Below are 18,421 nucleotides of genomic sequence, written 5' to 3' on the forward strand. Positions count from 1 at the left end.
CTCGTTCGACATGATCTGCGTGCCGGGACGGGCCAGCTCGGCGCGCATGAACAGCGCCATGACGCCGCCGATGCAGAAGAACGCGAACGACGTGATCAGGTACATCGTGCCGATCGTCTTGTGGTCCGTGGTGGTCAGCCAGCGGACGGCGGCGTAGCCGGGACGGCGGCCCGCACGCGAGGGCGCGAGCGCCGGGGTGACAGTGTTGCTCTCCATGCCCCGCCTGTGTCCGCAGGCCGCGCCTGCGTCACACTTGGGTGGAGCGACAAAGATCACCGAAACCGGTGTGACGATCGAGGACCTGCCGGACACCTACGGAACATGAGCAACGACGAGATCTTCGCCGCTGCCTATCGCGAGCACTACTGGGCGGTCAGCCGCTATGTTGCGCGGCGACTGGACGGCCGGACGAGCGAAGTCGAGGAAGTGGTGGCGGACGTCTTCACCGTCGCCTGGCGGCGCCGGTCCGAGCTGCCCGCGTCCCCTCTTCCGTGGCTGTACGGCGTGGCACGCAACTGTCTCTCCAACGCGGTACGCGGCTATGGGCGCCGCCGGCGGCTGGTGAACAGGCTCGGGAACGACGAGACCGCTCACGGCAGACAGATAGTGGACAGCCCCGACTCCGAGCGGCCCGCCGCCTGGGTGCACGACGCGTTGGCCAGACTCTCCCCGGCGGACCAGGAGGTGTTGCGGCTCAACACCTGGGAGGAACTCGGTGTCGACGAGGTCGCCGGCGCCCTCGGATGCGGCAGCCGGGCCGCGGCGATGCGGCTGCACCGGGCCCGCCGCCGCCTCAGAGCCGAGATCGACCGCATGCGGATCACCGTGATCCCGGGTAACGAGGCTCCCGGTACGGAGGCTCTTGGAACCAAGACCGCCGCAGCCGAGACCCCTGGCACCGAAACCCCCGGCACCGGGTCCCGGCCTCTCCGCACCGCGTCGCTCCGCACCGAGTCACTCGCTACCGCGTCGCTCCGTACCGAGACGCCCCGCCGCGACACCCCGAAGGAGCAGGGCCATGGCTGACGAACTCGAACTGCTGCGACGCGCCAACCCGGTGCCTTCCGACGACTCCCGCTTCGGCGAGGGCCCGCTGGGGCAGGAGGCCGAGAGGCGCCTCGACCACCTCATGGCACGCGCGGGCGACGAGCGCCGACCGGGGCGGAGCCGTTTCCTGCCCGGCCGAACGAGGCTCGGCCCTCGCCCTCGCCGTACACGACTCGTCTGGGCCCTCGCGACGACCGCGGTGGTCGCCGTGACCGCCACCGCTCTCCTCCTCGCGGGGCCGAGCACCACCCCCGCCGTGGCCGCGCCCCACCCGCTGGTGGTCCGGGCCGACTCCGCCCCCGTACCCCTCGACCGGCTGGCCGGGCGTGCCGAGCGGGACGCGGAGGACGGTTCGCCCCGTCTGCGCAAGGGGACGCATGTGCAGACGTGGAGCATGGGCATGTCGGAGGACAAGCCTCCGATCACGCTCCCCGTGGAGCGCGTCGTGCGCTGGAACGCGGACGACAGCCAAACGGAACTGGTCGTCGCGACCGACCCGCGCCACCCCGGCCGGCCGGTCCTCACCGACGAGGAGGGCGGTCCGCGGCTCGTCGACGACGGGCAGGTCCTCAGCGAGCAGACCTTCCCGCCGAGCTGGAGCGACGCCCCGCCCCAGTCCCCGCCTCCGCACGACGCCACGCGGCTGCGCGACTATCTGCAGGAGGCGCAGAACATCGACACCCCGCTGACCACACACGAACTGCTGGACGCCGCAGGGGTGTTGCTCAACACCTGGACCCTCGGCGCCCGCGAGAACGCGGCGCTCGCCCGCCTTCTGGCGGACGCGAAGGGGCTGCGGTCCGTCGGCCAGGTGACCGACCGCCTCGGCAGGCACGGTCAGGCGTACGTGTACGACGGCACCGGATACCGCCGGATGCTGGTCATGGACCCGGTCAACGGTGCCGTCCTCGGCCTGGAGAGCACCGTCACCGTCGACCAGCCCGAGTGGGGCGTCGAGGCGGGCGACGTCGTGGACTACAACGCGTGGATCCGCTGACCCTCTGATGTTCCGGTCGCGGAGTGCTTGGGGGATGTCGACTGTCGACTCCCAGACTCCGAATCTCGGCCGACTGTCGTGCCGCGTAGTGCCGTGCCGCGCCGCGTCCGGATTGAGTAACGGCTACTCATGCCCTGACACGCCCCTACGGGCACTCTTTGAGGCAGCGCGATCCACATCCCACACACAGGGAACGGGGACCTCTTATGCTCACACTCGCCCGCCTGGGCAGGCTCGGCCTGGCGGTTGGCACGGCAGCCGTCGTGGCCACCGGCCTGGCCACCAACGCTCAGGCCGCCACGGGAGCGCTTCGGTACTTCTCGATCAGCGGTCAGGAGTTCCGGGTCGACAATCCGCCGGACAACGTCTGTATCAACCTTCTGGTCCGGCCAGATCTGACCACCAATCAGACGAACAAGGCGATGAACGTCTATTCCGGCGCCGACTGCACCTCCTTCTTCTTCACCCTGGATCCCGGCCGCTCGGCGGCCCATACCGGAGGCCCCCGCTCGGTGCGAATCATCGGCTGAGCGGGTGACAGGAACCGGCCTCCAGGCGCATCGGAGACTTCTCGGGCACGGGCACGGTGGCCACCGCAGGCGCAGCCGGACTGCTGCGCCTCCCGGGTGAGGGACCGGGCGGGGCCGTGTCCGTGGGCCGCTTGTCGCCGTTGCTGCAAGCATGATCTCAACACGCCGTATTGTCGCCGCCGTTGGTCTCGCCGTCAGTGTCGCGAGCTTCGCCGTACCGTCCGCCGGCGCTGCCACGGTCCCCGAGACGGGAAAACTGGACCCGGTCGCGGAGCTCGACTCGATCGCCGTGAGTGACCTGCCGGCCGAGCACAGGGACAAGATGCCGAAGATCTCCGACGGGATCAAAGATCTCGACCAGCTCAACGGCCTCTACCAGCTGCACCAGGTGACCGACCTCGCCGCCCCCGTCGCCGGACTGCTCTCGGCCGTCGAGTAGTGAGTCGTCGAGTACTGAGCCGTCGAGCACCGGATGCGCGCGCAGGTTGTCGGCCGCTCAGCCGTCGGCCGAAAGCCCCCGTGCGTAGGCGGCCTGGCCCACGTGCTGCAAATCGTCGGAGAGGACGCTGACCAGGCGGGCGCTCAGGGTGACGGGCGGGGACCAGTTCTCGTCGACCACGCGGTCCAGATCGTCGGCGCGCAGCTCGCGCAGGGCCCGCAGCGTCTGCTCGTGGACAGCGTCGTAGTAGCCGGTCAGGAGGTCGCCCGAGTCCACCCGGACCTTGGCGACCTTCTGCGAGGTGTGGCCGTACCCCGTGTCGTCGAGGGGGACGGCCAGCGCGAAACGGTCCGCCCAACCGCCCGACAGCCAGACCTGCTTCAGGCCGAAGGCGTCGGCGATGTGGTCGTCCTGGACGCGGGTGAGATGCCAGACCAGCCAGGTGATCGAATTGGCCCGGCCGTCGGGGCGGGCGTTGAGATCGTCGGAGGAGAGGCCGTCGACGACGGCATGCACCTCCTCCTGGATCCGGCCGTAGGCATCGACCAGAACGTCCTTGGCGTGCATGGGCTCCTCCGGGTCTCCGTGGGCACCTGTTGTCCTTGCCCAGTGTCCCCCGCGGCGCCGCGGAGCGCCTCAGGCGCGGGCCGCGTCAGTGCCAGCCGGAGTACAGCCCGGAGAACGGCTCCTCGCAGAGCTTGAACACGGGCTCGCGGCGTACCGGATCCATCGCCATGGTGAGCTGGACACGGTCACCGGTGCGGATCGCGATCAGTGGCCCCGAGACCCGGCCCCGGACGGTGAACCCCTCCGCCAGCTCGACGAGCGACACATTGCGCGCGCTCGGAGTGTTGCGTTGCACGACGCTCGTGTGGCGGATGACGCCGAGGCCCGCACTGCGCTCCGTACGCAGATCGCTGCCCGCGCAGACCGGACAGAGCAGCCGGTGGAACATGCTGGTCCCGCACCAGCGACACCGCTGGTAGGAGAGCCCCTCTTCGACCGGCCCCGCGGTCGTCGCGGTCGTCGCCGTCTCCGGGTCGAGTACGCCCGCCGTGGTCCCGCTTCCTCGGTGGAACACGATGTCATCTCCCTGCGCCTGGCCGGAATCAGAAAGTGCGCGGAGCGCCGTGCACAGCCTCAGGCTATGGCACGCAGTGCCATCAGTAAAGGCACTCAGTACCCTCAATCGGTCGGGATCCTCGATCAGTCGGGATCGCGGCCGAGCGTGGTCTCGATCTCCTGGACGACCCGCCACAACGGGGCACCGCGCCTGGACACGACGACCACCACATCGTCGTCCCTGCCGTCTTCCGTTCCCGTTTCCTGTGCCGTTTCCTGTCCCGGTTCCTGTGCTGGGCCGCCGGGTGCGTGGTTCGGTCCGAAGACCCGCTGGACGTGGGCGAGGGCGTGGCCCACCTCGGCGGTCGCGTCGCTCCGGCCGTCCGAACGCAGCCAGGACCGCAGCCCGTTGTTGTGTGCGGCGACCACGGCCGCGGCGATGACGTCGGCCTGCAGCGTTCCGTCGCGCCGACCCGAGAAACGCCCGCGCAGATACTCGGCCAGCGCCCGCTCGTACCGCCAGACCACCGAGAGTTCGTACGTCCGCAGCCCCGGGACCTTCCTGGTGAGGCGGTAGCGCTGGACCGAGAAGGCCGGGTTCTCGGCGTACATGCGCAGCACCAGGCGCGCGGCGTCGCAGACCCGCTCCACCGGTTCGTGCGTGGGGCCGCTGTCGCGCAGGAAGGCGGTCATCTCGGCCAGGCAGCCTTCGTGATCCGGGAAGACCACGTCGTCCTTGGACGGGAAGTACCGAAAGAACGACCGGCGTCCGACGCCGGCCAGAGCCACGATGTCGTCGACGGTGGTCTGCTCGTAGCCCCGCTCCACGAACAGCTGGAACGCCGCCGCCACGAGGGACTCGCGCATCGGCGGCTTCGGGCTCGTCACGTCGGCCGCTCGGTCGGGACGGGGTGCCTCGCTCATGCTGGGGAACCTAGCACCGTACGAGAGCCTGATGGCACTCAGTGTGCTCCGACCGGGGAACTGAGTGCCATGATGCTTCAGGGGCGGGGGACCGGCCTAGTGACCCTGGCGCGCGGTGTGGCTCTCCAGGAGTGCCTGGGTGATCACGCGGACGCCTCGGGCGATGTGGTTCAACTGCGTGAGCTCGGCCGCGTAGAGCTTGATCGTGTGCTCGATGACGGACTCCGGCATCCCCATGGCGGGCAGTTCGGCGCGGGCGCTGTGCATCGCGGTGCGCACGACCCGGGTCTCCTGCTGGAGCTGGATCTGCGCGTGGCGGGCGAGCAGGACGGGCTGCCGGATCAGCAGCGGGTAGCTGCTGTAACGGGTCGGCACCAGCTCCCGCAGCCACTTGGCCGCCGACCGTTCCCAGTCACGGTTGCCGGGCGTCTTGACCTGACAGGGCCAGTCCGTGCTGATGGGCGAGTACGTCAGGGACATGGGCATCGCTTCCGAGGTGGCCGGCGGGCGGTTCTGGTTGTTCTTGGCGGCCCCGGCCCAGGGGATTGACCGAGGCCGCCACGGGCGTGTGTGAGCGGTGCCCGTTCGGTGCGCCCGGGCCGGTGCGAGAAGGGAGCGCCGTTCCTCGGGCCGACCAGGACCCACCGGATCCCGATCAGCCAGCAGTATTCATATATACCGCCTGTTACGCAAGGGTATGAAAAAATTCACCACGCGCCGGGCAGGTCAGTCCTTGCCGGGCAGGTCAGTCCTTGAGGAAGAAGGCGTGCTCGTCCGCGACCTGCTCGTAGTCCTCCAGGCGGGCCTGCGTACGTTCGGGGTCGGCGTCGGTCATCGCCTGGAGCAGAGCCGCGGACAGTACGACGGGCGTGGCGTAGGAGTCGAAGACGAGCCGCGAGCCGGTGCCGGTCGCGAAGACGACGTCGGCCTCGTCGGCGAGTGGCCCGAGCCCCAGATCGGTGACCAGGGCCACGCGCAGACCGGCCCGCCGGGCGACCCGCACCGCCGTCAGCGTCTCGTGCGCGTGCCGGGGCATCGTGAAGGCCAGCACCCATGTACCGCCGGCCTCGCGCGACTGGAGCAGGGCGTCGTAGGCGACGCTGCCGCCCCGGGTCACCAGCCGGACGTCGGGGTGGATGCGCCGGGCGGCGTAGGCGAAGTACTCGGCCAGCGACCCGGAGATCCGCAGCCCCAGGACGGTGAGCGGGGCCGACCGGGACAGGGCGCGGCCGGTCTCGATGACCTGTTCCGGGTCGGCGAAGTCGCGGCGCAGGTTCTCCAGGTTGTCGATCTCCGCGTCGACGGCGGCCTGCAGCTCGTTGGGCCGGGCCTCCTCGGCGGCGTCGGGTGAGCCGGCGAGTTTGCTGAGCGCGATCGACTGGAGACGTTCCCGCAGGGCGGGGTAGCCGCTGAAGCCCATCGCCGTCGCGAAGCGGGTCACCGAGGGCTGGCTCACGCCGACGCGCTCCGCGAGATCCGTGATCGACAGGAAGGCCGCCTCGGTGATGTGCTCGATGAGGTACTGGGCGATACGCCGCTGCCCCGGAGAGAGCCGGGGGCCGTCGAACAGGGCTCGCAGCCGGGTCGTGGGGGCGGCCTCCGCCTCCGTGACCGGTTTCCCCGAACTGATCGCGGACGCCTGCGCGCGGGCCTGCTGCGGCGATGGCACCGGTGCGCCTCCTTCGTGTCCCACTGCGGTTCAACATAGCTCACAGGAAGGGGGGTCCGGCGGCCTCCGGCGGACGGTCGCTCGTGGTCACGGGGTCGCCCCGTCACAGGGTCGCCCCGCGGACGACGTACGGAGTGTGTTTCGATGCCGCGGGGAGTGCCCCCCTTCCCGGAGGAGCCCCGAACCCTGGCATGATCGTGCGCATGGCTGAACGCGTAATCGCCGCGTGTGACGGGGCGTCGAAAGGAAACCCGGGCCCTGCCGGCTGGGCCTGGGTCGTCGGGGACGGAACGGGAACGCCCACCGAGTGGGAGGCGGGACCGCTCGGCACCGCGACCAACAACGTCGCCGAACTGACGGCGCTGGAGCGGCTGTTGACGGCCGTCGACCCCGGTGTGCCGCTGGAGATCCGGATGGACTCCCAGTACGCGATGAAGGCGGTCACCACCTGGCTTCCGGGCTGGAAGCGCAAGGGCTGGAAGACGACGGCGGGTAAGCCCGTGGCCAACCAGGAGCTTGTCGTACGGATCGACGAGCTGCTCGACGGCCGCTCGGTGGAGTTCCGCTACGTGCCCGCGCACCAGGTCGACGGCGACCCCCTGAACGACTTCGCTGACCGGGCGGCGAGCCAGGCCGCCATCGTCCAGAAGCCGGCGGGCAGCGAGCAGGGCTCCCCGGAACCGCCGAAATCCCCGGCGGCCAAGAAGGCGGCTCCCTCGAAGAAGCGCCCGTCCGCCTCCTCCACCTCGGCGGCGTCCGCGTCGTCCGCGCGGTCCTCCTCTGCCTCCACACGCACACTCAAGGCCAAGTTCCCCGGCCGGTGCCGCTGCGGCCGCTCCTACGCGGCCGGCGAGACCATCGCGAAGAACGCCGACGGCTGGGGCCACCCGGAGTGCCGTACGGAGGCTTGAGGGCAGAGGCCTGGAAGCAGCGGGGTCCGGAAGCGGCGGAGGTCCGGAACCCGCTCGGGGACCGGCCTGTGTCCCTCCCGGATGCGAAACCCGCCACCTGCGGTGACCCTGGATGCGTAGGGGCGAACTGAGCAGGAGGATGACTCATGTCCGTTATGGACAAGATCAAGGACATGCTGAAGGGCCACCCGGACCAGACGAACAAGGGTGTCGACAAGGCCGGCGACCTCATCGACGACAGGACTCAGGGAAAGTACAGCGGGCAGGTCGACACCGGCCAGGACAAGCTCAGGGACCAGTTCGGTACCGGTAAGGACGACCGGCCGCCGCAGTCCTGACACCGCAGACGCGCACCGGCGGCGGGCCGGCCCCTTGTGGGGGCCGGCCCGCCGCCCGTTCCGCCCCGAAGGCTCAGCGCCCGTGGCCGTGGGAGTCCCGGGAGTCCGGGGAGTGGCAGGTGACCGTGGGGCCGGCCAGCATGCCGCCGGTGTAGAGGCTCTGGCCCCGGGGCATCCAGTAACCCAGTTTCGAGACCACGCTCGTGCAGGCGTCCCCGACCCTGGCGTGGACGACCACCGTCGAGGGGTGGCCCGGCTGAAGGTCGGTGAGGGCGCAGTCCAGGGCGTACATGGTGCGGGCCGTCGACGGATGGCGGCCGGTGAGCGGATTGACGCAGCGGGAGTCGGACGTGGTCAGCTCCACTCCCGAGGCCGCTTCCCCGATGAGCCCGAAGCGGGCGCTTCCGTCGCCCGCTTCGCTGACGCGCGAGACGGTGTACGTCAGCTTGGCCGACGAATGCGGTCGCAGGGTGCGCCGGGCGACCTCGATCCGGTGCGTGGGCACGGGCTTCGGGTCGGTGAGGGTCAGGGTGGCGCGGACCGTCCCCCGCAGATCGACGCCGGTGGGCGACGAGCGGACGTGCACCGTGCCGCTGACGTCGTACGTGCCAGGACCTGGGGTCTCCCTGCCCCCGGGTAGCGGGCCCGTGGCGACGGTCCGGCCCTTGCGCCGCAGGGTCCAGGTGCCCGAGGTCAGACAGGCATACCGGACGGAGGTACCGGTGCGCCGGCAGGTGGCCGGGGCCGACAGCGACGTTCCCGCGCCTCCGCCGCTCGCGCACAGACCGACGGAGGCCCGCTGTCCGCCCGGTCCCTTCAGGGTGCCCGCGGGGGCGCAGACGGTCGACGGGGTCGGCGCGGGCGCCCCGATCGACACGGGCGACGGCTCCGGTGCTCGGTACCGAAGTGCCGCCCCCGCCGGTTGTCCCACCGCTCCCACCCCGGTCCAGCCCGCGGCGGCCAGCACGGCCGCCGCGGTCAGCAACAGGGGTGTCCTACGGGGCGCGGGGCGTACTGGCACGGGTTCCTCCTCGTCGCGGCGGCGAACGGCGGGGCGCCGGTCGCGTATGTCGAGGAGAGGATGCGGGAACGCCCGGGGACTCGCTCGCTCCCACGCCGGGCGGGTCGGTCAGGGCCGGTACGCGTCGCCCGGATGGGCCAGGTCGTACGGGCGCGGGTACGCGGCGGGCCGGTAGGCGGTGTACCGGGCAGGGGTGGCCGGATCGGCCTGCGCCGCCCGTGAGTTGAGGGTGTCCGCTCCGGTGTCGCCCCAGCGGCCCGAGTCGACCCGGTGCTCCAGCGTGTCCAGCGCGGCGAGCTGCTCGGCGGGGCTGAAGGTGCAGTGGCCGGCGTTGTCGACGTACGCCTGACGGAGCAGGTTCCGGGAGCCGCCCGCGGTGGCGGCCCGCAGATAGGCGCTCTCCGTCTGTACGGGGACGAGGGCGTCGCCGGTGGTGTGGATGGTGAGCTGAGGCTTCGTCAGGTCGCCCGTGAAGGCGCTGGTCCGGCTCATCCAGTCGACCGCCGGCTGGTCGGCCTTGATGCGCGGAGCCTTGTTGAGCGTCCTGAGGTCGTCCTTGAGGGACCGCCCCGCTGCCTTGTAGAGCCCCTTGACCTCGTCGTACGCGGAGGACCCGCGCAGCAGTTTCGCGTAGTCGACCCCGGTGTTCCAGGACGAGTTGCCGCCCGCCAGCGTCTCCGTGTCCTGGCGCCAGCTGAACGCGGCCGTCGCGAGGAGACCGCGGACGGCGGTGTACTGGTTGGCCTGCTGGGCGGTCCAGTCGTCGGGAGCCGGGCGGGGCTGGGAGGGGTCGTTCCAGCCGGGGATGTTGTGCAGGGCCGCCGCGAGGGCGATACGGGCGCGGCCGTCAGCGGAGTTCTGCGCCTCGGTGACGACACCGCTCAACGCGCCGGCGGCGGCCGTGGCGGTCGCCTGGTCGGGGAAGTCGGCCAGGGGTATCGAGGCGTCGGGCGCGAGGAGGGCCTTGAGGGCGAAGACCGGGTCGAGGGTGTTGTTCCAGTTGGCGACACCGCCGTGGACGAGACCGCAGACGGACAGGGTGCCGTCGACCCGGTCCGCGTGGTGCTCGGCGATCCTCGTGGTGACGAACCCGCCGTACGACTGGCCCCAGGCGAGGGTCCGCCGGGCCGCCCCGAACCGGTCGGTGAAGGTGTCGAGCGTCGCCAGCTGGTCCGGCACCGCGTGTTCCACCGCCCATCCGGTGGTGGCGTACGACGAGCCGATGAGCGCGTAGCCGTCCTTGAGGAGGAGGTCGCGGGTGGCGGCGTCCGTGACGTTCTGGGCCGGGTTGGGTGAGCCCTTGGGCCGGAAGCCGTGACTGAACAGGAGCACGGTGCCGTTCCAGCCGGCGGGGACGTCCATGACGTACGTCGCGCCGGAGGACAGGGTGCCCTCCAGATGGACGTCCTGCGCGCGGACGTCGTCCACGGTGGCGGAGCGGGCCGGGGCGGCGGTCGCCAGCAACAGGACGGCGACCGGAAGGAGGAGACGGCGTTTCATGAAGGGATCCCTTCAGGGGTGGGGGGCACGAGCCGGCGCTCGGCCAGCGGGTCGTGGTTCGTCTCCCGGATCCGCCAGACGGCCAGCGCGGTGATCGCGCCGCCCGCGCACAGCAGGACCGCGACGGGAGTGCCGCTGCCGTTGTTGGCGGCCACCAGGCTCCCGGCGATGAGCGGTGAGAAACCGGCGCCGATCAGGGTGGCCATCTGATAGCCGAGGGAGGCGCCGGTGTAGCGGACGCGGGTACCGAACATCTCCGTGAGCAGGGCGCCCAGCGGCCCGTACATGGTCGACTGGGCCACCCCGTGGCCGAGGGCCAGAGCGAGGATGAGCAGGGCGGGACTGCCGGAGTCGACGAGTGCCATGACGGGGAAGGCGAGCGCGGCGGAGAGCAGGGCGCCGGCGAGGACGACCGGCCGGCGGCCGACCCGGTCGGTGAGCCCGGCGGCCACCGGCAGCACGACGAGCGCGACACAGGAGGCCACGGTCACGGCGGTGAGGACCTGTGAGCGGGTGTAACCGTTGTCGACCGCGTACGTGATCATGAAGCTGGTCAGCAGGGACTGTGCGGCGAAGGCGCCGATGCCCACGCAGCAGGCGAGCAGGAGCGGTTTCGGGCGGCGCAGCACCTCGGCCAGTGGCATCCGTGCCTCGTGGCGGTCCTCCTTCACCGCGGTGAACAGCGGGCTCTCGGTGATCTTCAGCCGGACGAACAGGCCCAGGGCCAGAAGGGCCAGGCTGAGCAGGAACGGGATGCGCCAGCCCCAGGAGCGGAACTGGTCGTCGGGGAGCGTGGAGACGAGCGTGACGACACCGGCGGAGAGCACCGAACCGAGCGGGGCGCCGAGTTGGGTGGCGCTGGACCACAGGCCGCGGCGCCGGTCGCCCGCGTGCTCGACGACCATGAGCGTGGAGCCGCCCCACTCGCCGCCGATGGCGATGCCCTGTACGACGCGGAGGGTGACGAGCAGGATCGGGGCCCAGACACCGATGGTGTCGTAGGTGGGCAGCAGGCCGATGAGGAAGCTGCCGACCCCCATGAGCACCATCGTCAGCAGCATCATCGACTTGCGGCCGAGCCGGTCGCCGAAGTGCCCGAAGATCACGCCGCCCAGCGGCCGGGCCGCGTAACCGGCGGCGAAGGTGCCGAACGCGGCGATGGTGCCGACGGCAGGGTCCGCCTGTGGGAAGAACAACTCACCGAAGACGAGGGCGGCGAGCGTGCCGTAGACGAGGAAGTCGTAGAACTCCACGGCTGTGCCGAGCATTCCGGAGAGCGCGACACGGCGCAACTGGGTCTGGTGGTCGGGGGGTTGGGGCGACGGCACATGCATGAACGGACTCCCTGCGACGGAGACGGGCCGAAGGCCCGGTGCGCACTCTGGCGGGCACAGTGAAGTTAGGCATGATTCCGCCGGTCGTCAATATTCTGCGCAACATGGGATCGTGAAGGTGCCCGGGGGTGTCCGGGGGTGTCCGGAGATGCCCAGAAGGGCCCGCGGAGGTCCACGGAAACTCAGGGAGACCCAGGGGAGGTCCTGGGAGAAGGCGCTGGGAGAAGGTGCGCGGAAAAGGCCGTATCCGTGATCCCGCGGGAAGAGGACACGCGAGCCCGGACGGTCGGACCGGCCCGGTTGGCCGCCCGGCGCGCGCGGGCCGAGTCGACGGCCGGTCCCTGGAGACGTGCGTCTCCCCGGGCGCCCACCCCCATGGCTCCGGCCGCCCGCGTCAACTGTCACGGACGGCCGGGGGGCCTGTCAGGGAGGCGGGCGTTGAACAGTGCGCCGCCGCTGAGTGCTCAGGAACCGGTGGGGCAGGTGTTCCGGTACTCGCTGATCTGCGTGTTCGTGGCGGGTGCCGGGCACAGGAACTTGTCGTACCGCACGTCCTGGTCGACGAAGCGCTTCATCCAGGCGATGCTGTACTTCGCGATCGTCACGTTGGAGCCGAGCGCCACGTTGTGGTCGGCGCCCCGGAGCTCCAGGTAGGCCTTCTCCGGTGCGGCGGTGAGGCTGTTGTAGAACACCTCGGCGTGCGAGGCGGGCGAGGCGATGACGTCGTTCTCCGCGCCGATGATCATCGTGGGTACCCGGTCGGTCTGCCAGGTCTTGTCGTTGCTCCACGGCATGAGCGGCACCGCGGCCTTGAGCGAGGAACGCAGCTCGGACGCCTTCAGTGTGCCGCCGCCGCCCATCGAATGGCCCATCACCGCCAGGCGGTTCGGGTCGATGCGGTTCTTCACGGAGCTGGACTGGACGAGGTAGTCGAGCGCGTTGACCATCTGGGTGGCCCGGTCGTCGGGCTGGTCGGTGACCGAGTTGGTGTCCAGCGTCAGGACGACGAAGCCCTGCGACGCGAGGCGCGGCCCGTACCAGCTGATCAGTGCCTCCGGTGTCAGGAAACCGGGGCTGACGACGATGGCCCCGAACGTGCCCTGACTCGTGTCGGTTGGGTAGTAGGCGGTGCCCTGCTTGAAGGTCGGGCCATCGACCGTGGTCTGGGCCGTGGCGAAGGGGCCGCGCTCGGCGGTGATGGACTGTTCGGTGGGGTCGGGGCCCCGTTGGTAGTCCCCGGGCCCGGCCTGAGCCTCCTGGGGGAGGAGGCTCAGGCTCACCGCCAGGGCGGCGGCGCTGGAGAGGAGGCCGAAGCGTTTCGCGGTGCGGGTGCTCACATGTCTCATGCGGCCAGAGCATGCTGACCGTGAGTCAGCAGCGCTTCTGGCTCAACTGCTGAATTATGAACGGAAGTTTGTCAGGGCAGCAAGGATCGGCGCACCGACCTGGTGCGGAGCGCGAGCTGCGCGTCGAACCGGAAGACCGGGTCACCCAGCTTCTCGCCGTACAGCGCGGCGAGTTGGCGCAGCCGGTTGCGGGCGGTCTGTGGGTGGATGCCCAGTGCGGCGGCCACCTCGGGGGCCGTGCGTCCGCCGGAGGAGAGCAGTGCTTCGAGCGTGTCCGTGAGCCGCTCCGCCTTGCCGGGCGGCAGGGCGCGCAGGGGATCGAGTATCTGGTCGGAGAGGAGAGCTCCGATGGGCGAACCGTGCAGGAGGTGCAGTTCCGCGAGGTGGTTCTCGGCCCTGAGCCGTCCCAGGCGCCGCCCCAGCCGGGCGCAGTGCAGCGACACCCACGCCTCGTCCAGCGCGACACTCGGGCCCACCGCCGCGTCCGACCCCTGAAGGGGACTCAGCAGCCCGTCGTCGGGCGCCACCAGGTGCAGCTCACCGCCGCGGCTCACGCGCAGCACTTCCTCGTCGACCATGGTGATGTCGGCACAGGAGTCCAGGACCGCGCACCGGACGCGTTCCGGCAGTGGCCAGGCGGCCCTGCGGGCGAGGTCGGGCAGGGGCTCCGCGAGTGGATCACGGTGGCGTTCCAGCAGCCGTGCCGCGAGCAGCCGCCGGGTGCGCGGCATCTCGTCGGCCGCTCCGGCCCGTGCCTCCTCGAAGCCCGTTACCGACTCCTCGGCCAGCGCGTGGATGTGGGTGAGCACGGCCTCGCTGAGCGGGACGGCTATCTCGCCGGAGAACGCGGCGTTCCGTGCCACATCCACATAGCGGCGGCATGCCACCCGGGCGCCGATCCGGTAGGCGGCCTGCAGTCCGTCCATGCCCCGCCCGTTCAGGTACTCCAGTCTGCCCAGCCGCCTGAAACGCGGCACGTAGTGCTGCTGCGGCCCGTCCGGCTCCTCGACCAGCTCGGTGAACTGGGTGGCCGCCAGCCGCACGGCCTCGGCGAGGTCCTGCGCGACGGCGGAGCCGAGGGGGTGCCGGTAGCCGCGCACCTCTCTGCGGATGGCCTGGACCATCTCCGTGGTGAGCTCCGGGAGCCGGGCCCTCAGCAGCGGGGCGAGCCCCGGAGGCAGCTCGTGCCAAGGACGCCTGGATAAGCGCTGATCGACAACTGACACGTCCAACTCCCCTGTTAAGCAAGTTAGTTGCACTCGGCCAGAGGGGCCAACGACGACAGCGCTCGTGATCAGTACACCTAGGGCCTGTCTGGGGGGTTTCTGCTGGAGATCCATCAGAAACCGCTAGCACGGGACGGTGAGTCGTCGTGGACCGGAGTGTAAGCCGGGTGACACTTTCGTCGTCGGTCCGCGCGTGGAATCTGGCGTACGTCACACGGGTCCCGGAGGCTTGCGCAGCCCCACGGGAACCCACGGGAGGTGCCTTGACCCCCACGCACGCACAGGCCATGGGCTCACAGGACGCCGCGACGCTTCCGCGCGAGATGCGCCGGACGCTGCTGCGGCACCTGCCGGCCGCCATCGACGAGATGGAGGATGCCGTCCGCACCGGTCTGCCGCACTACACGCACGCCGTCGAGGGCACGCACGGCTACTCGGTGCGCCAGATCATCGACCGTACGGTCAGCTGTTTCGTCTCGGTCCATGACGCCACCGGACCCGGCCCGGCCGCCACGGCCGAGGTCATCGCCCTGTACGAGCGCATCGGCGCCCGGCACGGCCGGCTGGGCTGCCCGATCGACGTGCTGCGCGACGCCCTCGACCTGGCGGGGCGGGTGGCGTGCCGGCGGCTCATCACGGACGCGTACCGGCTGCAGTGGCCGGCGCCCCTGCTGGCGATGCTCACCGAGGACACCTTCAGCCTGATCAGCACGGCCATCGCGGCCGCCTCGCGCGGCTACGCCGAGGAGCGCCACCGTGCGCCGCTCGACGTACAGCGGGACCGGCTGCGGGACGCCCTGGTCGCAGACCCCGACGACAGGGTCCGGCCGCTCACCGAGCTGGCCGCGGCGGCCGACTGGCGGCTGCCCGGCACGCTCGCCGTCCTCGCCCTGCCGCCGGGCGACCATCCGCAGACCCATGTGCTGCCACCCGAGGTGCTCGCCGACCGGAGCCCGGCCGCGCCCTACCTCATCCTGCCCAACCCCCGTACGCCCGGTCCGCGGTGGCTGCCCAGGACCATCGGCGCCGTCCTGGGGCCCGTCGTGCCCCCCGACCGGGGCGCGGTGTCGCTGCGGTGGGCGCGGCGCGGGCTGGCGCTGGTCGAGCGGGGCCTGCTGCCCGCCGCCGCCCCGCTGCGGTGCGTCGACCATGTGGCCGCTCTGACCGCGTTCCGGTCGGGGGACCTCCTGGAGGCCGCCGCGGCGGATCTCCTCGGGCCGCTCCTCCAACTTCCGTCCCGCCGCCGGGAACCGCTCCTCGAAACGCTGCTGGTCTACCTGCGCTGCGGCGACAACGCGGTCCTCACCGCGGACCGTCTGCACGTCCACGAGCAGACGGTCCGCTACCGCCTGCGCCAGATCACCCAGCTCACCGACGGCACCTGCCCGGACCCCGAACGCCACCTGGAGACCATGCTCGTACTGACCTGGCTGCTGTCCGCGGCCGCGACGGACGCGCCCACGGCCGGCCGGCGGCCCCGGCTGAGCACGGCCACCGGCACGTCCGGCACGACCAGCGCGAGGTCGCCCGCCCGGCCGAGGCGGGCGTAGGCGCACGGCCGTCGACGGCACCCGCGATCGGCGGTGGCGCCGGGTTCCCGGCGGGGCCCGGCGCCACCGCGTCAGGCCGCGTCGATGCCGTTGGTGCAGGCGGCCCCCGGCTCAGGGGTCTGCGCGCCCTGCACGTACTTCGAGAGGAACTGCTGGACCCGCGGGTCGGACGCCTTCTCCACGGTCAGCTGCTTGCCCCAGGCCGACAGCATGAGGGCCCCGGCCTGGTCCTTCACCGGGCTCATCAGTGTGTACGGCGTCTTGCCGACCTTGTCGGCGAGGCTCTTCACATCGGCGTCCGCGGCCTTGTCGTTGTACGTGATCCAGACCGCGCCGTGCTCCAGCGAGTGCACCGCGTTCTCGTTCGGTATCGCCTTCGTGTAGACCACGCCGTCACACGTCATCCACGCCTGGTTGTGGTCCCCGCCGACCGGTGGATTCATCGGGTACGACACGGACTTCGTCACGTGGTTCTGGGTCAGCTTCTTCGCGTTCCAGGACTTCTCGCCCTTGACCGGCTTCTTCGCGGCGGCCTGCTGCTGCTCGTCCTTCTTGTTCGCGTCGTTGATGTAGTACGCGCCGAAGCCGACGAGTCCGGTGACGATGACCGTGCTCAGCGTGATGGTCAGGATGCGGTTTCTGCGCTCGCGGGCCTTCTCGGCGCGGCGCATCTCCTCGATGCGCGCCTTGCGGGCCGTGGAGGCAGCCTTCTTGCTGGTACTGCTCATGGGAGTGCGTTCCTTGTCCCCGCCGCGCCGGATCGTTCGGGCGGCGGTGGGTGCGGGGTGTTACGGACGTCGTCGTACGGACGTCGGCCTAGATCCGCTGCACCTGGAGGACATGGAGGTCGGGAGCGCCGCGCGCGGGCGGCAGCACGGGGGCGCGCGACGCCGTGGCCGGGTGTGCCACGACTGGCATCCGAGGCACCGGCGCGGGGAGTGGATGGGCCCCCACGGGCAGCACGGCTCGCGCCTCGCGGGTGGGCAGGCCGCAGCACTGGTCGTGCTCGGCGGGGGAGCCCAGCCGTTCATGGGTGACGGAGACGGCGAGCACCGGCACGGAGGGCGGAGCCGCCCGGCCGTGCGGCGGCACATACCCCAGACACGCCACCAGCACCGCGAGCAGCACCGCCAGGGCAGGGCGCGGCGCCGCGTCCCGCATGACGCGGCGCGCTCGCTGTGCCGTTCGGCTGCTCATCACGGTGATGGTATGCGGTGCCTGTGACAGCGACTCCGGGACCCCGCGGAACGACGGGGCACGCAGCATCCGTTGCGGGTAGACACTGTCTACTCACGACTGGTAGACAGTGTCTATTCGGCTGTCTGTTCAGTTGCCCATTCGGGTGTCTATCCGGATGTCCATCCGGGTGTCTGTGAGCGATCTCTGTGAGTGGTGTCCATGAGTGAACAGGAAGTAGGACTGCGTGCCCGTCTGGTGGCCGTCGGCGTGGATCTGGTGACGCAGGAGGGCGTGCAGGCCCTGTCCCTACGGGAGATCGCCCGCAGGGCCGGCGTCTCGCACGGCGCGCCACGCCGCTACTTCCCGACGCACCTGGAGCTCCTGTCCGCGATCGCACGAGAGGGCTTCGCCGAACTGGGGGCCGAAGCCGCCGAGGAACTGCGCGAAGGCCAGGAGGGGCCGCGGGCCCAACTCGCGGCGCTGGCACGGATCTACGTCGACTACGCACTGTCCCACCGCGGAATGTACGAGCTGATGTTCCGCCACGACCTGCTGGAGAGCAACCGTCTGGGACTGCGCGAGACGAGCCTGCCGCTCTTCGGAACGCTGGTGGACCTGGTGAGTCGCGCGCGCCCCGACGTGCGCGCCCCGGAGGTCGCGGGGGCCCTCTGGGCGAACCTGCACGGCATCGCGCAGCTGTGGGGCTGGGGCAGTCTCCGGCTCGCGACGGGGGCGGACGGCGTCGAACCCTTCGTACGGGCTGCCCTGGACGCCCATCTCGGGCCGGAGCGCCGGTGAACGCGATGCGCCAACAGCGCGTCACGCTGGCCGCAAGCATCACCGGCGCGGTGCTCGTCGCCGTGGACGGCACTCTGCTGACCGTCGCGCAACCCACCTTGCGGAGCGACCTCGACGCCTCGCTCGTCCAGGTCCAGTGGACCAGTACCGGCTATCTCATCGCCGTCGCGAGTCTGCTCGTCTTCGCAGGCCGTCTCGGTGACCGGTACGGACACCGGCGGCTCTTCGCCCTGGGAGTGCTCGGCTTCGCCGTCACCTCGGCGGCCATCGGCCTGGCCCCGGGGGTGGAGTGGGTCATCGCCCTGCGTGTCGTACAGGGCGTCTTCGGCGCTCTGCTGCAACCGGCCACCCTGGGAATGCTGCGTGCCGCGTATCCGCCCGACCGGCTCGGCATGCCGATCGCCCTGCGCACCAGTGCCATCGGCGCGGGCGCCGCGCTCGGCCCGCTGATCGGCGGGGCGTCGGTCGCTCACTTCGGCTGGCGGTCGGCCTTCTTCCTCGGCGTGGCTCCGGCGCTCGTGGCGGGCGCACTCGTTTTCGTCCTGCGCGG

20 protein-coding genes and 2 pseudogenes are annotated in these 18,421 nt (G+C 71.0%); 9 read left to right on the plus strand and 13 right to left on the minus strand.

The window, feature by feature from the left end; translation table 11 throughout:
• Positions 1 to 216, minus strand: a pseudogene (locus AB0D14_RS23265) (cytochrome ubiquinol oxidase subunit I); the annotation flags it as partial.
• Between the two features lie 105 nt (positions 217 to 321).
• On the opposite strand from AB0D14_RS23265, the pseudogene AB0D14_RS23270 reads away from it, so the two are divergent.
• From AB0D14_RS23270 to AB0D14_RS23285, 4 genes and pseudogenes are all read left to right on the plus strand, one after another.
• A pseudogene (locus AB0D14_RS23270) lies at positions 322 to 819 on the plus strand (sigma-70 family RNA polymerase sigma factor); the annotation flags it as partial.
• A gap of 199 nt (positions 820 to 1,018) precedes the next feature.
• Complete coding sequence (locus tag AB0D14_RS23275) at positions 1,019 to 2,044, plus strand: CU044_5270 family protein (protein WP_362781952.1); 1,026 nt, start codon at positions 1,019 to 1,021, stop codon at positions 2,042 to 2,044.
• Positions 2,045 to 2,307: 263 nt separating this feature from the next.
• Positions 2,308 to 2,574 carry a hypothetical protein gene (locus AB0D14_RS23280; protein ID WP_362781953.1) on the plus strand — a complete coding sequence of 89 codons (267 nt, stop codon included), beginning with the start codon at positions 2,308 to 2,310 and terminating at the stop codon, positions 2,572 to 2,574.
• A 151-nt stretch (positions 2,575 to 2,725) separates the two neighbouring features.
• On the plus strand, positions 2,726 to 3,013 hold the full coding sequence (locus AB0D14_RS23285) for a hypothetical protein (RefSeq protein WP_362781956.1): 288 nt from the start codon (positions 2,726 to 2,728) through the stop codon (positions 3,011 to 3,013).
• Between the two features lie 57 nt (positions 3,014 to 3,070).
• On the opposite strand, the gene AB0D14_RS23290 is transcribed toward AB0D14_RS23285, so the two are convergent.
• The 5 genes from AB0D14_RS23290 to AB0D14_RS23310 all read right to left on the minus strand — a co-directional run bounded on the left by AB0D14_RS23290 (position 3,071) and on the right by AB0D14_RS23310 (position 6,668).
• Positions 3,071 to 3,580 carry a DUF664 domain-containing protein gene (locus tag AB0D14_RS23290; protein WP_362781959.1) on the minus strand — a complete coding sequence of 170 codons (510 nt, stop codon included), beginning with the start codon at positions 3,578 to 3,580 and terminating at the stop codon, positions 3,071 to 3,073.
• An 85-nt stretch (positions 3,581 to 3,665) separates the two neighbouring features.
• A complete protein-coding gene (locus AB0D14_RS23295; RefSeq protein ID WP_362781961.1) occupies positions 3,666 to 4,094 on the minus strand; it encodes a zinc ribbon domain-containing protein in 429 nt (142 codons plus the stop codon).
• A 125-nt stretch (positions 4,095 to 4,219) separates the two neighbouring features.
• A complete protein-coding gene (locus AB0D14_RS23300; protein WP_362782303.1) occupies positions 4,220 to 4,942 on the minus strand; it encodes a TetR family transcriptional regulator in 723 nt (240 codons plus the stop codon).
• A gap of 153 nt (positions 4,943 to 5,095) precedes the next feature.
• The gene (locus tag AB0D14_RS23305) at positions 5,096 to 5,479 is read right to left on the minus strand and encodes a hypothetical protein (RefSeq protein WP_362782305.1); all 384 of its coding nucleotides are present in this window, start codon (positions 5,477 to 5,479) and stop codon (positions 5,096 to 5,098) included.
• 265 nt (positions 5,480 to 5,744) lie between these two features.
• Positions 5,745 to 6,668, minus strand: coding sequence for a MurR/RpiR family transcriptional regulator (locus tag AB0D14_RS23310; RefSeq protein ID WP_362781963.1), 924 nt, complete (start codon positions 6,666 to 6,668; stop codon positions 5,745 to 5,747).
• 191 nt (positions 6,669 to 6,859) lie between these two features.
• Between AB0D14_RS23310 and AB0D14_RS23315 the strand changes: the two genes are divergently transcribed.
• Together AB0D14_RS23315 and AB0D14_RS23320 are read left to right on the plus strand one after the other, a co-directional pair.
• Positions 6,860 to 7,579, plus strand: a complete 720-nt coding sequence (locus AB0D14_RS23315) for a ribonuclease H (protein WP_362781965.1) — start codon at positions 6,860 to 6,862, stop codon at positions 7,577 to 7,579.
• A gap of 146 nt (positions 7,580 to 7,725) precedes the next feature.
• A complete protein-coding gene (locus AB0D14_RS23320; protein WP_362781967.1) occupies positions 7,726 to 7,917 on the plus strand; it encodes an antitoxin in 192 nt (63 codons plus the stop codon).
• A 73-nt stretch (positions 7,918 to 7,990) separates the two neighbouring features.
• On the opposite strand, the gene AB0D14_RS23325 is transcribed toward AB0D14_RS23320, so the two are convergent.
• The 5 genes from AB0D14_RS23325 to AB0D14_RS23345 all read right to left on the minus strand — a co-directional run bounded on the left by AB0D14_RS23325 (position 7,991) and on the right by AB0D14_RS23345 (position 14,344).
• Positions 7,991 to 8,938, minus strand: coding sequence for a hypothetical protein (locus AB0D14_RS23325; RefSeq protein ID WP_362781968.1), 948 nt, complete (start codon positions 8,936 to 8,938; stop codon positions 7,991 to 7,993).
• 108 nt (positions 8,939 to 9,046) lie between these two features.
• A complete protein-coding gene (locus AB0D14_RS23330; RefSeq protein WP_362781971.1) occupies positions 9,047 to 10,438 on the minus strand; it encodes a hypothetical protein in 1,392 nt (463 codons plus the stop codon).
• Complete coding sequence (locus AB0D14_RS23335; protein WP_362781974.1) at positions 10,435 to 11,772, minus strand: MFS transporter; 1,338 nt, start codon at positions 11,770 to 11,772, stop codon at positions 10,435 to 10,437. The genes AB0D14_RS23330 and AB0D14_RS23335 overlap by 4 nt, the downstream gene beginning before the upstream one ends.
• A 464-nt stretch (positions 11,773 to 12,236) precedes the next feature.
• On the minus strand, positions 12,237 to 13,118 hold the full coding sequence (locus AB0D14_RS23340) for a dienelactone hydrolase family protein (protein ID WP_362781977.1): 882 nt from the start codon (positions 13,116 to 13,118) through the stop codon (positions 12,237 to 12,239).
• A gap of 71 nt (positions 13,119 to 13,189) precedes the next feature.
• On the minus strand, positions 13,190 to 14,344 hold the full coding sequence (locus tag AB0D14_RS23345; RefSeq protein ID WP_362781980.1) for a helix-turn-helix domain-containing protein: 1,155 nt from the start codon (positions 14,342 to 14,344) through the stop codon (positions 13,190 to 13,192).
• Between the two features lie 263 nt (positions 14,345 to 14,607).
• On the opposite strand from AB0D14_RS23345, the gene AB0D14_RS23350 reads away from it, so the two are divergent.
• Positions 14,608 to 15,894: a helix-turn-helix domain-containing protein gene (locus tag AB0D14_RS23350; protein WP_362781983.1), complete on the plus strand. Its 1,287-nt coding sequence runs from the start codon at positions 14,608 to 14,610 to the stop codon at positions 15,892 to 15,894.
• 71 nt (positions 15,895 to 15,965) lie between these two features.
• Here the strand turns inward: AB0D14_RS23350 and AB0D14_RS23355 are convergent, their stop codons facing one another.
• Positions 15,966 to 16,622, minus strand: coding sequence for a DUF3105 domain-containing protein (locus tag AB0D14_RS23355; protein ID WP_362781986.1), 657 nt, complete (start codon positions 16,620 to 16,622; stop codon positions 15,966 to 15,968).
• 88 nt (positions 16,623 to 16,710) lie between these two features.
• Positions 16,711 to 17,091: a hypothetical protein gene (locus AB0D14_RS23360; protein ID WP_362781988.1), complete on the minus strand. Its 381-nt coding sequence runs from the start codon at positions 17,089 to 17,091 to the stop codon at positions 16,711 to 16,713.
• Positions 17,092 to 17,292: 201 nt separating this feature from the next.
• Between AB0D14_RS23360 and AB0D14_RS23365 the strand changes: the two genes are divergently transcribed.
• Both AB0D14_RS23365 and AB0D14_RS23370 read left to right on the plus strand, forming a co-directional pair.
• Complete coding sequence (locus tag AB0D14_RS23365; RefSeq protein ID WP_362781991.1) at positions 17,293 to 17,871, plus strand: TetR/AcrR family transcriptional regulator; 579 nt, start codon at positions 17,293 to 17,295, stop codon at positions 17,869 to 17,871.
• Positions 17,872 to 17,876: 5 nt separating this feature from the next.
• On the plus strand, positions 17,877 to 18,421 hold a 545-nt coding region (locus tag AB0D14_RS23370; RefSeq protein ID WP_362782308.1), incomplete at its 3' end, for an MFS transporter.

The organism is Streptomyces sp. NPDC048484 (assembly GCF_040651415.1).
Taxonomy (GTDB): domain Bacteria; phylum Actinomycetota; class Actinomycetes; order Streptomycetales; family Streptomycetaceae; genus Streptomyces.

What these genes read in the sequence shown, in the direction of transcription:
- AB0D14_RS23355 (WP_362781986.1), bottom strand. Translation starts at nt 16,622, where the DNA reads ATGAGCAGTACCAGCAAGAAGGCTGCCTCCACGGCCCGCAAGGCGCGC.
- AB0D14_RS23365 (WP_362781991.1), top strand. Translation starts at nt 17,293, where the DNA reads ATGAGTGAACAGGAAGTAGGACTGCGTGCCCGTCTGGTGGCCGTCGGC.
- AB0D14_RS23275 (WP_362781952.1), top strand. Translation starts at nt 1,019, where the DNA reads ATGGCTGACGAACTCGAACTGCTGCGACGCGCCAACCCGGTGCCTTCC.
- AB0D14_RS23320 (WP_362781967.1), top strand. Translation starts at nt 7,726, where the DNA reads ATGTCCGTTATGGACAAGATCAAGGACATGCTGAAGGGCCACCCGGAC.
- AB0D14_RS23340 (WP_362781977.1), bottom strand. Translation starts at nt 13,118, where the DNA reads ATGAGACATGTGAGCACCCGCACCGCGAAACGCTTCGGCCTCCTCTCC.
- AB0D14_RS23290 (WP_362781959.1), bottom strand. Translation starts at nt 3,580, where the DNA reads ATGCACGCCAAGGACGTTCTGGTCGATGCCTACGGCCGGATCCAGGAG.
- AB0D14_RS23330 (WP_362781971.1), bottom strand. Translation starts at nt 10,438, where the DNA reads ATGAAACGCCGTCTCCTCCTTCCGGTCGCCGTCCTGTTGCTGGCGACC.
- AB0D14_RS23315 (WP_362781965.1), top strand. Translation starts at nt 6,860, where the DNA reads ATGATCGTGCGCATGGCTGAACGCGTAATCGCCGCGTGTGACGGGGCG.
- AB0D14_RS23285 (WP_362781956.1), top strand. Translation starts at nt 2,726, where the DNA reads ATGATCTCAACACGCCGTATTGTCGCCGCCGTTGGTCTCGCCGTCAGT.
- AB0D14_RS23305 (WP_362782305.1), bottom strand. Translation starts at nt 5,479, where the DNA reads ATGTCCCTGACGTACTCGCCCATCAGCACGGACTGGCCCTGTCAGGTC.
- AB0D14_RS23335 (WP_362781974.1), bottom strand. Translation starts at nt 11,772, where the DNA reads ATGCATGTGCCGTCGCCCCAACCCCCCGACCACCAGACCCAGTTGCGC.
- AB0D14_RS23360 (WP_362781988.1), bottom strand. Translation starts at nt 17,091, where the DNA reads ATGAGCAGCCGAACGGCACAGCGAGCGCGCCGCGTCATGCGGGACGCG.
- AB0D14_RS23300 (WP_362782303.1), bottom strand. Translation starts at nt 4,942, where the DNA reads ATGCGCGAGTCCCTCGTGGCGGCGGCGTTCCAGCTGTTCGTGGAGCGG.